Origin of the sequence: Agromyces sp. Soil535 (assembly GCF_001428255.1) — a bacterium.
Classification (GTDB): Bacteria; Actinomycetota; Actinomycetes; order Actinomycetales; family Microbacteriaceae; genus Agromyces.
Genome location: NZ_LMRW01000012.1, coordinates 108,960 through 122,956, shown reverse-complemented (window position 1 = coordinate 122,956; position 13,997 = coordinate 108,960). Strand labels below are relative to the sequence as shown.

Annotated in this window: 13 protein-coding genes; 8 read left to right on the top strand and 5 right to left on the bottom strand. The window is 71.3% G+C overall.

Annotated features, from left to right (window positions below; genetic code table 11):
* Positions 1-7: 7 nt before the first annotated feature.
* From ASG80_RS09940 to ASG80_RS09930, 3 genes are read right to left on the bottom strand one after another with little or no spacing between them, the layout of a single operon-like run.
* Entirely contained in the window at positions 8-796 is a 789-nt protein-coding gene (locus ASG80_RS09940; protein WP_056730112.1) for an SDR family NAD(P)-dependent oxidoreductase, read from the bottom strand.
* A 22-nt stretch (positions 797-818) separates the two neighbouring features.
* Positions 819-1,994, bottom strand: a complete 1,176-nt coding sequence (locus tag ASG80_RS09935; protein WP_056730110.1) for an acetyl-CoA C-acyltransferase — start codon at positions 1,992-1,994, stop codon at positions 819-821.
* Positions 1,995-2,044: 50 nt separating this feature from the next.
* A complete protein-coding gene (locus tag ASG80_RS09930) occupies positions 2,045-3,541 on the bottom strand; it encodes a glyceraldehyde-3-phosphate dehydrogenase (RefSeq protein WP_082590092.1) in 1,497 nt (498 codons plus the stop codon).
* A 208-nt stretch (positions 3,542-3,749) separates the two neighbouring features.
* Between ASG80_RS09930 and ASG80_RS09925 the strand changes: the two genes are divergently transcribed.
* Positions 3,750-4,505, top strand: a complete 756-nt coding sequence (locus ASG80_RS09925; RefSeq protein WP_082590081.1) for an IclR family transcriptional regulator — start codon at positions 3,750-3,752, stop codon at positions 4,503-4,505.
* Between the two features lie 7 nt (positions 4,506-4,512).
* Here ASG80_RS09925 and ASG80_RS09920 read toward each other — a convergent pair whose 3' ends face one another.
* Positions 4,513-4,821, bottom strand: a complete 309-nt coding sequence (locus ASG80_RS09920; RefSeq protein ID WP_056730892.1) for a hypothetical protein — start codon at positions 4,819-4,821, stop codon at positions 4,513-4,515.
* 147 nt (positions 4,822-4,968) lie between these two features.
* Here ASG80_RS09920 and ASG80_RS09915 point away from each other — a divergent pair, with 147 nt between their 5' ends.
* Both ASG80_RS09915 and ASG80_RS09910 read left to right on the top strand, forming a co-directional pair.
* Complete coding sequence (locus ASG80_RS09915) at positions 4,969-5,157, top strand: hypothetical protein (protein WP_156401770.1); 189 nt, start codon at positions 4,969-4,971, stop codon at positions 5,155-5,157.
* A gap of 165 nt (positions 5,158-5,322) precedes the next feature.
* Entirely contained in the window at positions 5,323-6,963 is a 1,641-nt protein-coding gene (locus ASG80_RS09910) for a thiamine pyrophosphate-binding protein (protein WP_056730107.1), read from the top strand.
* Between the two features lie 66 nt (positions 6,964-7,029).
* Here ASG80_RS09910 and ASG80_RS09905 read toward each other — a convergent pair whose 3' ends face one another.
* Positions 7,030-8,412, bottom strand: a complete 1,383-nt coding sequence (locus ASG80_RS09905; RefSeq protein ID WP_056730106.1) for an MFS transporter — start codon at positions 8,410-8,412, stop codon at positions 7,030-7,032.
* A 185-nt stretch (positions 8,413-8,597) separates the two neighbouring features.
* Between ASG80_RS09905 and hpaH the strand changes: the two genes are divergently transcribed.
* The 5 genes from hpaH to hpaE all read left to right on the top strand — a co-directional run bounded on the left by hpaH (position 8,598) and on the right by hpaE (position 13,982).
* The gene (hpaH, locus tag ASG80_RS09900) at positions 8,598-9,383 is read left to right on the top strand and encodes a 2-oxo-hept-4-ene-1,7-dioate hydratase (RefSeq protein WP_056730104.1); all 786 of its coding nucleotides are present in this window, start codon (positions 8,598-8,600) and stop codon (positions 9,381-9,383) included.
* Positions 9,368-10,207, top strand: a complete 840-nt coding sequence (locus ASG80_RS09895) for an HpcH/HpaI aldolase/citrate lyase family protein (RefSeq protein ID WP_056730102.1) — start codon at positions 9,368-9,370, stop codon at positions 10,205-10,207. The genes hpaH and ASG80_RS09895 overlap by 16 nt, the downstream gene beginning before the upstream one ends.
* A gap of 69 nt (positions 10,208-10,276) precedes the next feature.
* Positions 10,277-11,761, top strand: a complete 1,485-nt coding sequence (locus tag ASG80_RS09890; protein WP_200952542.1) for a fumarylacetoacetate hydrolase family protein — start codon at positions 10,277-10,279, stop codon at positions 11,759-11,761.
* A complete protein-coding gene (locus ASG80_RS09885) occupies positions 11,758-12,459 on the top strand; it encodes a GntR family transcriptional regulator (protein WP_056730097.1) in 702 nt (233 codons plus the stop codon). Before ASG80_RS09890 ends, ASG80_RS09885 begins: the two co-directional genes overlap by 4 nt.
* An 11-nt stretch (positions 12,460-12,470) precedes the next feature.
* A complete protein-coding gene (gene hpaE / locus ASG80_RS09880; protein WP_156401767.1) occupies positions 12,471-13,982 on the top strand; it encodes a 5-carboxymethyl-2-hydroxymuconate semialdehyde dehydrogenase in 1,512 nt (503 codons plus the stop codon).
* The last annotated feature ends 15 nt before the right edge of the window (positions 13,983-13,997 follow it).

Here is a 13,997-nt window from a genome sequence, read left to right as displayed (position 1 = left end):
GACGCGGCTACTTCGGCTGCATCCGGATCGCGCCGTCGAGGCGGATGACCTCGCCGTTCAGCATCGGGTTCGCGATGATCGAGCGCACGAGGGCTGCGTACTCGGTCGGATGCCCGAGTCGCGACGGATGCGGCACCTGCGCCGCGAGCGATGCCCGCACGTCGTCGGGCATGCCGGCCATCATCGGCGTCTCGAAGATGCCGGGTGCGATCGTGACGACGCGGATGAGGAGCTTCGAGAGGTCGCGTGCGATCGGCAGCGTCATGCCGGCGACGGCCGCCTTCGACGCCGAGTAGGCGGCCTGCCCGATCTGCCCGTCGAACGCGGCGACCGATGCGGTGCTCACGATGACGCCGCGCTCGGGCGTGGCCGGCCCGCCGGGCACCGAGCCCTCGACGGGGTCGGTCGCGGCCATCGCGGCGGCGGCGAGGCGTGTCACGTTGAACGTGCCGATGAGGTTCACCCGGATCGTCCGCTCGAACGCGTCGAGCGGTGCGGGCCCGTCGCGCCCGACCGTGCGGTTCGCGGTCACGATGCCGGCGCAGTTCACGGCGACGCGCAGCGGGGCCAGCGCGGATGCCGCGTCGACGGCCGCCTGCACCTCGGCCTCGTTCGCGACATCCGCCGCCACGAACCGGGCGCGATCTCCGAGCTGGGCCGCGGCCTCCTCACCGCGCGGGCCGGGCAGGTCGACGAGCACGACGGATGCCCCGCCGTCGACGAGTGCACGGGCGGTGGCCCTGCCGAGGCCGGATGCCCCGCCGGTGACGATCGCTGAGGCGCCGTCGAGTTCCATGTGCGTCCTTTCGTGGGTCGGATCAGATGCGTTCGATGACGGTGGCGTTGGCCATGCCGCCGCCCTCGCACATCGTCTGCAGGCCATAGCGTCCGTCGGTGGCCTCGAGCTGATTCACGAGCGTGGTGAGCAGGCGAGTGCCGCTCGAGCCGAGCGCGTGCCCGAGGGCGATGGCGCCGCCCCGCGGGTTGAGCTTCGCGGCATCCGCCCCCGTGTCGCGCAGCCACGCGAGCGGCACCGACGCGAACGCCTCGTTCACCTCGTAGGCGTCGATGTCGTCGTGCGTGAGGCCCGCCCGCGACAGCACCTTCTCGGTCGACGGGATGACGCCCGTGAGCATGTAGAGCGGGTCGCTGCCGACCACCGAGAACGCGCGGAACCGGGCTCGAGGGGTGAGCCCGAGCCGTTCGGCCGCCTCGGCGCTCATGATGAGTGCCGCCGAGGCCCCGTCGGTCAGCGGCGACGAGTTGCCGGGCGTGATGCGCCAGTCGAGCTCGGGGAAGCGCTCGGCGAGCGCGTCGGTACGGAAGGCCGGGTTGAGGCCGGCAAGCGACTCGACCGACGTGCCCGGCCGCACGGTCTCGTCGACGAGGGCGTCGACGCCGGACACGGGCACGACCTCGGTCGCGAACGCACCCGACTCCCCCGCCGCCGCCGCGAGCGCGTGCGAGCGGGCCGCGAAGGCGTCGAGCTCCTCGCGTGAGAACCCCCACTTCGCGGCGATGAGCTCGGCCGAGACGCCCTGGTTCACGAGCCCGTCGGGGTATCGGGCTCGGATGCGGGGGCCGTACGGGTCGGCGCCCGCGGCGCTCGAGCCGAGCGGCACGCGGCTCATCGACTCGACGCCGCACGCGATGACGATGTCGGCCTGGCCGGCGAGCACCGCCTGCGCGGCGAAGGTCGCCGCCTGCTGGCTCGACCCGCACTGCCGGTCGATCGTCGTGCCGGGCACGGTCTCGGGGAACCCCGCGGCGAGCACGGCGTTGCGGACGATGTTGTAGCTCTGCTCGCCGATCTGGCTGACGCATCCGCCGATCACGTCCTCCACGAGTGCGGGATCGAGGTCGTTGCGGGAGACGAGCGCGTCGAGCGCCCCCGCGAGCAGGTCGACGGGATGCACGCCCGAGAGGATGCCCCCGGGCTTGCCCCGCCCGACGGGCGTGCGGATGACGTCGACGATGACGGCTTCGGTGCTCATGCGTTCAGCCTACGTCGGCTGCGGAGCGCCGCCCGCGCCGTGCCGCGGCGTCACTCCACCGTCGCGAGCTCGCGCTCGAGCACCACCCACTGCCGCTCGGGCAGCACGAGCGGGTGGGTGCCCGCCATCACCTCGATCACGCGGACGACCTGGCAGCTGTAGCCGTGCTCGTTGTCGTACCAGACGTAGAGCACGGCGTCGGTGCCATCGGCGATCGTGGCGAGCCCGTCGATGATGCCGGCGCGGTTCGAGCCGACGAAGTCGGTGGAGACCACCTCGGGCGACTCGATGTAGTCCACCTGCTGGCGCAGCGGCGACGTGAGCGACACCTGGCGCAGGTAGCGGTTGAGCTCGGCCTTCGTCGCCGGGCGCTCCAGCCGCAGGTTGAGGATCGCGAGCGTGACATCCGGCGTCGGCACCCGGATGGCGCTGCCCGTGAGCTTGCCGGCGAACTCGGGCAGCGCCTTCGCGACGGCCTTCGCTGCGCCCGTCTCGGTGATGACCATGTTGAGCGCGGCGGAGCGGCCGCGGCGGTCGCCCGCGTGGAAGTTGTCGATGAGGTTCTGGTCGTTCGTGAACGAGTGCACGGTCTCGACGTGCCCGCGCTCCACCCCGTACGCGTCGTGCACGGCCTTCAGCACGGGCGTGATCGCGTTCGTCGTGCACGACGCGGCCGAGAGGATCCGATCGGATGCCTCGATGTCGCCGTGGTTGATGCCGTGCACGATGTTCTTGATCGCGCCCTTGCCCGGGGCGGTGAGCAGCACGCGGGCGACGCCGGTCGACCGCAGATGCTGCGACAGCCCCTCCTCGTCGCGCCAGCGGCCGGTGTTGTCGACGACGATCGCGTCGTGGATGCCGTAGGCCGTGTAATCGATCGACGCAGGATCGTTCGCGTGGATCACCTGGATGAGGGTGCCGTTCGCGAGGATCGTGTTCGCCTCCTCGTCGACCTCGATGGTGCCGGCGAACGGGCCGTGCACCGAGTCGCGCCGCAGGAGGCTCGCGCGCTTCACGAGGTCGTTGGCGGAGCCCTTGCGCACCACGATCGCTCGGAGTCGGAGGCCCTGGCCGCCGCCCGAGTGGGCGATGAGGATGCGCGCGAGCAGGCGTCCTATGCGGCCGAAGCCGTAGAGCACCACGTCGGTGCCCGGGGTGGCGCTGTCGCGGCCGTCGGCGCCCAGCACAGGCGCGAGCTCGGCGCGCAGGAAGTCGACGAGCGGCATCCGCTCACTGTCGGCGGCCGACTCGCCGTATCGAGCGACGAGCCGCGCGACATCGATCGAGGCAGGGCCGGGGCGGAGCTCGCCGAGCGCCTCGAGCACGCGCATGGTGTCGGCGAGGGGCAGCTCCTCGTCGCCCGCTTGGCGTGCGAAGCGGTGCGCCTTCACGAGGTCGATCGCCGAGCGGTTGATGAGCCGACGGCCGTGGATGGAGGTCACCACCCCGTGGTCCCGATAGAGGCCGCCGATGAGCGGGATCATCCGCTCGGCGAGCTCCTCTCGGGCGATCCATTCCGCACGTCGGGCGTCGAACTCGTGGCTCACGGTCTTCCTTCTCCGGCCGAGCGCGCGCGGGTGGGCAGCATCGACCACGTTGGTTCCGGGGGATGTGCTTCGATTCTACGGATGCCGTTGCGGCTTCCATCCGTGGGTTCTAATATCGAGCGCAGTGTTCGACTATTGATTAGTTCGTTACCCGGTCACGCCGAGTTCCGCAACGCTGGCCGGACGCGAGCGACACACGAGGAGCCCGATGACGAGTGCCGACGAACGAGCGGATGCCACAACGAGCGCCGCGACGACCACGCAGGCGCCGCACTCGCAGACGCTCAGCCGCGGCATCCGTGCCCTCGAGGTGCTCGCCGACGCGCGCACGCCGCTCACGATCGACGAGCTCGCCGCGCAGCTCGGGCTGCACCGCTCGGTAGCCTACCGGCTGCTGCGCACGCTCGAGGATCACCGGCTCGTGGTCCGTGACGCAAGGGGCAGGGTGGCGCTCGGCGCCCGGCTCGCGGCACTCGCCGCAGGCGTCGCGCACGACCTCCAGGCCGAGGCCCTGCCCGAGCTCACGGCGGCGGCGAACGAGCTCGGCATGACCTGCTTCCTCGCGGTGCACGACCGCGGTGAGGTGGTGACGCTCGTCTCCGTCGAGCCGCGCCACGCGATCGCGTCGGTCGCGCAACGGCCGGGCACGAGGCATCCGGTGGGCGTCGGCGCCCCGGGCAAGGCGATCCTGCTCGCGATGCCGGAGCGCACGTGGCCGGTCGACGTCGACGGGGTGGACGGGGTGCACCGCGCCGAGCTCGATCGCGCGCGCGCGAACGGCTACGCCACCAGCCACGACGAGGTCATCACCGGCCTGCGATCGGTGTCGGTACCGCTCCCGCTGCACGGTCACGAGGCGGCGGCGCTCGCGGTCGTCTACGTCTCGAGCGACCGGAGCGACGCCGAGATCGCGGCGCGGCTCAGCGCGGCGTCGCGCACCATCCGGGCGTCGCTCGGCTCCTGAGCCCTGCTCAGACCGGCAGCGGCGCTTCGTCGACGAACCGGATGTCGTAGACGGCGATCCGCTGCGGCACGCCCTCGAACACGGCGGCACGCGCGTCGGAGGCCAGGTAGGCCTGCTCCAGCCGGAGGAACTCGTCGCGGTCGCCGGGCGCGCTCACGGCCCACACGAACTCGTTGGAGTCGCGCATGCCGTAGGCGAACTCGATCGTGAACCCGGCGGCAGGGCGCACGGCGGGCATCGCCCCCCGCCACCACTCGACGAACGCGTCGTACTCCCCATCGACGAGCGTGTACCGGCGCAGCTGGATCGTCTTCACCCGACCCATTCTGCCGTGCCCTCGAGACTGCATTGCACAACATGCGGTTGCAGGGGAAGCCCTCGACACGAACGGCGATCCTGTGATCGAGTGACCGTGAGGCCGATCATCGTCGCACGAGCCGGTGCGGCGGCAGGATCGCCCGATATGGAAGAGATCGAAGGGATCATCATGAACATCCTCCTGATCGTCGTCGCCATCATCGCCATCATCCTGCTGTTCACGGGTGGGTTCGTCCAGTCGCTGAACTTCCTCCTGTGGGTCGGCATCGTGCTCCTCATCCTCGCGGTCATCGTGTGGCTGGTGAGGATGATGACGGGCAGCCGCGGGGTCTGACCGCCCGGCCCGACCGACGCGCGCCTGGGCGGGACGTATACTCGTTCCGTCCAGGCGCGATGCCGTGCCGGTGCTCGAAAAAAGGGCACGAAGCCGACCGGTCACCACGGGTCGCGCGAGACACATACGGAATTCACATCCGTCACCGTCTCGAAGGACACCGCCATGCCCTCGGTCTCCGCGCACGTCGCGCACGCCCTCTCCGCCCACGTCGAGCACGTCTTCGGCGTCATGGGCAACGGCAACGCCGCATTCCTCGACACCCTCCACGACACCGACGCGGCGTACACGGCCGTGCGGCACGAGGCGGGTGCGGTGGTGGCCGCCGACGCGTTCTTCCGCTCGTGCGGCCGGCTCGCCGTGGCGACGGTCACCTACGGCGCGGGCTTCACCAACACGCTCACCCCGCTCGCCGAGGCCGTGCAAGCGCGAACCCCGCTGGTCCTCGTGGTGGGCGACGCGCCCACCGTGGGGGCTCGTCCGTGGGACGTCGACCAGGTGGCACTCGCCGCGGCCGTCGGCGCCGCCACCTTCGTCGTCGGCCGGGCGGATGCCGCGGCCACGACCTCCCACGCGGTCGAGCATGCCCTGACGCACCGCACGGCCGTCGTGCTCGCGATCCCGTACGACCTCGCCACTGCCGAGGCAGGCGAGCTCGCCCCGCCCGCACCGATCACCCTGCCTGCACCCCTCGCACCCGGTGAAGCCGACCTCGACGCCGTCGCACGGCTCCTGACCGAGGCGCGCCGCCCGTTCCTCCTCGCCGGCCGGGGTGCATGGCTCTCCGGCGCGGGTGACGCGCTCGGTCGGCTCGCGGACGCCACGGGCGCCGTCACCGCGTCGACCGCGCTCGGCCGCGGGATCTTCCCCGATGCGGCACACGACCTCGGCGTCGCCGGCGGCTTCGGGCAGGAGGCCGCGATGCGGCTCGTGCACGAGGCCGACGTCGCCGTGGTGTTCGGCGCGTCGCTCAACCAGTTCACGATGCGGTTCGGCGACCTGTTCGCGCCCGGCACCCAGGTGGTGCAGGTGGACGTCGGCGCGGGGGCGACGCACACGGCGGTCACCCGGTTCGTGGCGGGCGACGCGCGGCTCGCGGCATCCGGCCTCGCGGACCGCCTCGCCGAGGCCGGCGCGGTGCCGAACGGATGGCGCGAGTCGGTCGACTTCGGCCCGCTGCGCGCGCGTGAGGTGGGCGACGGCACCGCGCCCGACGGCCGCCTCGACCCCCGCAGCGTCGCGGCGCGGCTCGCCGAGCTCCTGCCCGAGGATCGCGTGGTCGTCTCGGACGGCGGGCACTTCATCGGCTGGGCCAACACGTACTGGCCGGTGGCGTCACCCGACTGCATGCTCATGGTCGGCACGGCATTCCAGTCGATCGGCCTCGGCTTCCCGAGCGTGCCCGGTGCCGCCGCGGCGAAGCCCGACGCGACGATCGTGCTCACGACCGGCGACGGGGGCGGACTTATGGCGCTCGCCGACCTCGAGACCGCGGTGCGCACGGCCGGCGGACGCGGCATCGCCGTCGTGTGGAACGACGCCGCGTACGGCGCCGAGGTGCACCTCTACGGCTTGCAGGGCTACGCCGACGCCCCCATGCGCATTCCCGAGGCCGACTTCGCAGGCCTCGCCTCGGCGGTGGGGGCCGAGGGGGTCGTCGTGCGCGAGCTCGCCGACCTCGACCGACTCGCCTCCTGGGCCGGGGAGCCCGTCGAGGCGCGCCGGTTCCTGCTGCTCGACTGCCGCATCTCGGGGTCGGTGATCGCGCCGTACCAGCAGGAGATCATCGCGGTGAACACCCGCTGATCCACCCCGGCGAGCGGATGCCGCGGCGCACACACCGCGGCATCCGCTCGTCTGATGCCGCAGCCCCTACTTCAGTCCGTAGATGGCCCCGCGCGCCTGCTCGGCCTCGTGGTCCGGGCCGAGCGGGATCCCGGTGCGGTCGCGCAGCAGCAGCGTCGCCGCGAACGCGACCAGCATCACGCCCGCGATGTACAACGCCACCGAGGTTGCGGTGCCGGTGGTCTGCACCAGCCACGTCGCGATCATCGGCGCGAACGCGCCGCCGAGGATGGCGCCGATCGCGTACGTGATCGAGACGCCCGAGTAGCGGATCGAGGCCGGGAACAGCTCGGTGAAGTACGCAGCCTGCTGTCCGTACGTGAATCCGTTGCCGATCGCGAAGAGAGATACCCCGAGGAAGAGCAGCCACGGGTTCCCCGTGTTCACGAGCGGGAACAGCAGGAATACGGTGGCGAGGAACGCGATCCAGCCGATGATGTAGGTGTTGCGGCGTCCGATCCGGTCACTCACGGCGCCCGCCGCGAACGTGCACGCGAGCCACACGACGGATGCCCCGGCCACCGCCAGGAGCACGGGCGTCCGCTCCATGCCCACGAGCCCGCCGTCGGCGATCGGCGTCGTGGCGTAGTTCTGCAGGTACCCGCCCGTGGTCATGTACCCGGCGGCGTTGTTGCCGGCGAACGTGAGCGCGGCGAGCAGCACGAGCAGCCAGTGCCTGCGGAACAGCGTGAGGATCGGTGTCCTGGCCTCCTCCTTCTTCGCGGCGATCTCCTTGAAGACCGGGCTCTCGTCGACCGCGCGACGCACGATGACGCCGACGATGATGAGCACGAAGCTGAGCAGGAACGGGATGCGCCAGCCCCACTCGAGGAACGCGTCGCCGGGCGAGACGACGCCGGTCATGATGGCGAGTACGCCCGATGCGAGGAGGAGCCCGATCGGCACGCCGATCTGCGGGAACGCGCCGTAGCGGCCGCGCTTGCCGTCGGGCGCATGCTCGACGGCCATGAGCACGGCGCCGCCCCATTCGCCGCCGGTCGACAGGCCCTGCAGGATGCGCAGCAGCAGGAGCATGATCGGCGCCGCGATGCCGACCTGCTCGTAGGTCGGCAGCAGGCCGATGAGCGTCGTGGCCGTGCCCATGAGGATGAGCGTGACGACGAGCATCGCCTTGCGGCCGATCTTGTCGCCGAAGTGCCCGGCCAGGAACGCGCCGAGGGGGCGGAAGAGGAAGCTCACGCCCACGGTCGCGAAGGCGAGCAGCGTGGCGATCTCAGCGCCGGCCGGAGCGAAGAAGAGGGCACCGAACACGAGCCCTGCAGCGCTCGCGTAGAGGAAGAAGTCGTACCACTCGATGGTGGTACCGATGACGGTGGCGAAGGCGACGCGGCGGAGCTCGCGGCGCCTGGCCTCGGTGGGGGCGATGATGCTGGCGGATGTCGCGGTCATGGCGGTTCGACTCCTCTGTCGGGTCCGCGGACGGGGGAAGCCCGTCACCGTGTCCGAGACGAGCGTTCGTGAATCATATATGATTTCGGATACCCCGCAAGAGGTGATTCGGACGACCGTCCACCCCGAACCGTCCGGAATCGTATACGATTCACACCAGCATCCGACGACGAAGTGGAGCTCCCGTGCTCGACCCCTCCCGCATCGCGGCGATCGCCGACGAGCTCGCCGACGCCGACCGCACCCGCACCACGGTGCCCCTGCTCACGGCACGGAATCCCGGCATGACCATCGAGGACGCCTACGCGGTGCAGCGCGAGTGGGCCGATCGGGGCATCGCCGCCGGGCGCCGGCTCGTGGGGCGCAAGATCGGCCTCACCTCCAAGGTCATGCAGGCCGCCACCGGCATCACCGAGCCCGACTACGGCGTCATCTTCGACGACATGGTGATCGAGTCCGGGGCATCCGTCGGATTCGACCGCTTCTCGAACGTGCGCATCGAGGTGGAGCTCGCGTTCGTGCTGCGCGAGCGGCTCGAGGGACCGCGCACCACGATCTTCGACGTGCTCGATGCCACCGCGTACGTGGTGCCGGCGCTCGAGATCCTGAACTCGCACATCGAGCTCGAGGGCCGCACGATCGTCGACACGATCTCGGACAACGCCGCCATGGGCGCGATGGTCGTGGGCGGTACGCCGGTGAAGCCCGACGCCGTCGACCTGCGCTGGGTGTCGGCGCTGCTCTCACGCAACCAGGTGATCGAGGAGTCGGGCGTCGCCGCCGCCGTGCTCGGACATCCGGCGATGGGCGTCGCCTGGCTCGCGAACAAGCTCGCCCAGCACGGTCAGGCCCTCGAGGCGGGCGAGCTCATCCTCGCGGGATCCTTCACGCGTCCGATGTGGGTCGAGCGGGGCGACACGGTGCACGCGGACTACCGAGAGCTGGGAACGGTGACATGCCGGTTCGAATGACGCTTCCTCCGACGCTCGAAGAGCGGCTCGCGGCATCCGATCGACCGCTCGTGGGCATGTGGGTGTGCTCGGGCAGCGCCCTGAACGCCGAGATCGCCGCGGGCAGCGGGCTCGACATCGTGCTCATCGACGCGGAGCACTCGCCGAACGGCCCCGAGTCGATCCTCGCGCAGCTGCAGGCCGTGGCGGCCTACCCGGTCACGCCGCTCGTGCGGCCGCCGTTCGGCGACACCGTCGTCATCAAGCAATACCTCGACCTCGGGGTGCAGAACCTGCTCATCCCGATGGTCGACTCCCCCGAGCAGGCCGCGGAACTCGTGCGAGCGGTGCGCTACCCGCCCGCGGGTGTGCGCGGCGTCGGCAGCGCCCTCGCGCGGTCGTCGCGGTGGAACCGGGTGCCGGGCTACCTGGCCGCCGCCGACGCGACCGTCTCGCTGTTCGTGCAGATCGAGTCGGAGGCGGCGCTCGGACAGGTCGTCGAGATCCTCGCCGTGGAAGGCGTCGACGGGATCCTCGTGGGACCCGCCGACCTCGCCGCATCCCTCGGCCACCTCGGGCGGCAGGACCACCCCGAAGTCGTCGAGGGGGTGCTGCACGCGATCGCCGCGGCCGTGGCGGCGGGCAAGCCCGCCGGTGTCAACGCGTTCGCCCCGGATGCCGCGGACCGCTACCTCGCGGCGGGCGCCGCGTTCGTGCTCGTCGGCGCCGACGTGACGCTGCTGGCGCGCGCCTCCGAGGCGCTCGCCGATCGGTTCATCGGCGATGCCGGAGCGGCGGGCGAGTCTCCGAGCGCGGAGCCCCCTGCCGTCCGGCCCGAATACTGACGCGGACCCGCACTTCCGTAGACTCGATAAATCGTATATGATTTCAGATACCAACAGACGAGGACGTCCATGACCATCTCCGGCATCGCCACCCCGGGCAAGATCATCGCGGTGCACCTCAACTACCCCTCGCGCGCGGCGCAGCGCGGCCGAACCCCGGTGCAGCCGAGCTACTTCCTGAAGCCCTCGTCGTCGCTCGCGGCATCCGGCGCCACGCTCGAGCGCCCGGCCGGCACCGAGCTCCTCGCCTTCGAGGGTGAGGTCGCGCTCGTCATCGGCGAGCCCGCGCGGCGGGTCTCCCCCGACCAGGGCTGGAGTCACGTCGCATCGGTCACGGCCGCCAACGACTTCGGGCTCTACGACCTGCGCGCCGCAGACAAGGGCTCCAACGTGCGCTCGAAGGGCGGCGACGGGTTCACGCCGCTCGGGCCGAACCTCATCGACGCCGCATCCGTCGACCCGGCCGCCCTGCGCGTACGCACCTGGGTGAACGGCGAGCTCGTACAGCAGGACACCACCGGCACGCTGCTCTTCCCGTTCGGTCGGCTCATCGCGGACCTCTCGCAGCTCATGACGCTCGAGACCGGCGACGTCATCCTCACGGGCACGCCCGCCGGCTCGTCGGTGGTCATGCCGGGCGACGTCGTCGAGGTCGAGGTCGACGCCCCGGATGCCGCGGGCGCGCCGAGCTCCGGCCGCCTCGCCACGACCGTCACCGAGGGCATGGTGCCGTTCGGCGACTTCGGCTCGCGGCCCGACGTCGACGACCGCCAGCGCATCGAGGCGTGGGGCGACGCGCGGGCCGCCGGCCTCGATCCTGGCGAGGCGCCGGATGCCGCGCCCCCCGCCTTCGAGCTCACCGACGAGCTGCGCGACCTGCTCGCCTCGGTCGGCACGGCCACGCTCAGCGTGCAGCTGCGCAAGCGCGGCTACACCGACGTCTTCATCGAGGGGGTGCGCGCCAATCGCCCGGGCGCGCGCGTCGTGGGCCGCGCGCGCACGCTGCGGTTCATCCCGTTCCGCCCCGACCTGTTCGCCCGCAAGGGCGGCGGATACAACGCGCAGAAGGTCGCGTTCGACACCGTCGGGCCCGGCGAGGTGCTCGTGATCGACGCCCGTGGCGAGCGCGGCACCGGCACGGTGGGCGACGTGCTCGCGTTGCGGGCCCAGGTGCGCGGCGCGGCCGGCATCGTGACCGACGGCGGCACGCGCGACTTCGACGTCGTCGCCGCCATGGACATCCCGACGTTCTCGCAGGGGCCGCACCCCTCCGTGCTCGGCCGCCGCCACGTGCCGTGGGAGGTCGACGTCGCGATCTCGTGCGGCGGCGCCGCGGTCGAGCCCGGAGACGTCGTCGTCGGCGACGGCGACGGCGTGATCGTCATCCCGCCCGCGCTCGCGTGGGACGTCGCCCGCGAAGCGGCCGCACAGGAGGCGGAGGACGAGTGGGTGGCCCGCCGGGTCGCCGACGGGGCATCCGTCGACGGGCTGTTCCCCATGAACGCCGAGTGGCGCGCCCGCTACGAGGCCGAGCGCGAGGAGGAGAGACGATGAGCGCCGAGACGCTCCGTCCCGTCGAGAGCAAATCGCAGCAGGCCTACCGCTTCATCCGCGAGCGCATCGACGACGGCCGGTACGTGCCCGGCTACCGGCTCGTGCTCGGGCAGATCGCCAAGGAGCTCGACGTGTCGGTCGTGCCCGTGCGCGAGGCGATCCGCCGGCTCGAGGCCGAGGGGCTCGTGACGTTCGAACGGAACGTGGGGGCGCAGGTCGCCCTCATCAAGGAGACCGAGTACCTGCACACCATGCAGACCCTCGCCGTGGTCGAGGGCGCCGCCACCGCCCTCTCCGCGCCGTACCTCACGCCCGCGGACCTCGAGCGCGCGCGGGACATCAACGAGCGGATGCGGCGCACCCTCGACGACTTCGACCCGCACCGCTTCACCGAGCTCAACCTCGAGTTCCACTCGGTGCTCTTCGAGGAGTGCCCCAACCCCCACATCCTCGACCTCGTGCACCGCGGCTGGAATCGCATGCGGATGCTGCGCGACTCGTCGTTCAGCTTCGTGCCGGGCCGTGCGCGCGAGTCCGTCGCCGAGCACGAGCACATCGTCGAGCTGATCGAACAGGGCGCCGAGCCGCTCGAGATCGAGCTCGCGGCCCGGCGCCATCGCACCGCGACGCTCGACGCGATGCTCGCCTACCAGGCGGCCCACAAGCACCCGACCCCGGCGCCCGTCGCCGCACGATGAGAGAGACCACGATGACGCATCACATCCCCGACGGCCTGCCCGACCGCATCCGCCACTACATCGACGGTGAGTTCGTCGACTCCGTCGGCGGCGAGACCTTCGACGTGCTCGACCCGGTCTCGAACGAGACGTACGTGCAGGCGGCCGCCGGGCAGCGGGCCGACATCGACCTCGCCGTCGCCGCCGCGCGTCGCGCGTTCACCGACGGACCGTGGCCGCGCATGCTGCCCCGCGCCCGCGCCCGTGTGCTGCACCGCATCGCCGACCTCGTCGAGGCGCGGGACATCCGGCTCGCCGAGCTCGAGACGTTCGACACGGGCCTGCCGATCACGCAGGCACTCGGGCAGGCGCAGCGTGCGGCCGAGAACTTCCGGTTCTTCGCCGACCTGATCGTCGCGCAGCGCGACGACACCTACAAGGTGCCGGGGCGCCAGGTGAACTACGTGAACCGCAAGCCCATCGGCGTCGCGGGGCTCATCACGCCGTGGAACACGCCGTTCATGCTCGAGTCGTGGAAGCTCGCCCCTGCGCTCGCCACAGGGAACACGGTCGTGCTGAAGCCCGCCGAGTTCACCCCGCTCTCGGCATCGCTCTGGGCCGACATCTTCCGCGAGGCCGGCGTGCCCCGCGGCGTCTTCAACCTCGTCAACGGGCTCGGCGAGGAGGCGGGCGACGCGCTCGTGAAGCATCCGGATGTCCCGCTCATCTCCTTCACCGGCGAGAGCCGCACGGGGCAGGTCATCTTCGGCAACGCCGCGCCGTTCCTGAAGGGCCTCTCGATGGAGCTCGGCGGCAAGAGCCCCGCCGTGGTGTTCGCCGACGCCGACCTCGAGTCGGCGCTCGACGCGACCGTGTTCGGGGTGTTCTCGTTGAACGGCGAGCGCTGCACCGCGGGCAGCCGCATCCTCGTCGAGCGGCCGATCTACGACGACTTCGTCGAGCGCTACGCCGAGAGGGCACGGAACATCGTGGTCGGCGACCCGCACGACCCGAAGACCGAAGTCGGCGCGCTCGTGCACCCGGAGCACTACGAGAAGGTCATGTCCTACGTCGAGATCGGCAAGACGGAAGGCCGCCTCGTCGCCGGCGGCGGTCGGCCCGAGGGCCTCGACACCGGCAACTACGTCGCCCCGACGGCGTTCGCGGATGTCGCACCCGATGCGCGCATCTTCCAGGAGGAGATCTTCGGTCCGGTCGTCGCGATCACGCCGTTCGACTCCGACGAGGAGGCCCTTGCGCTCGCCAACGACACCAAGTACGGCCTCGCAGCCTACATCTGGACGAACAACCTGAAGCGTGCGCACAACTTCTCGCAGGCCGTCGAGGCCGGCATGGTGTGGCTGAACTCCAACAACGTGCGCGACCTGCGAACCCCGTTCGGCGGCGTCAAGGCCTCCGGCCTCGGCCACGAGGGCGGCTACCGCTCGATCGACTTCTACACCGACCAGCAGGCGGTGCACATCACGCTGAACGAGGCGCACTCGCCCCGCTTCGGCACCTCCGCCGCTCGAGGAGGCGCGTAGCGCCGTCTCGAGACC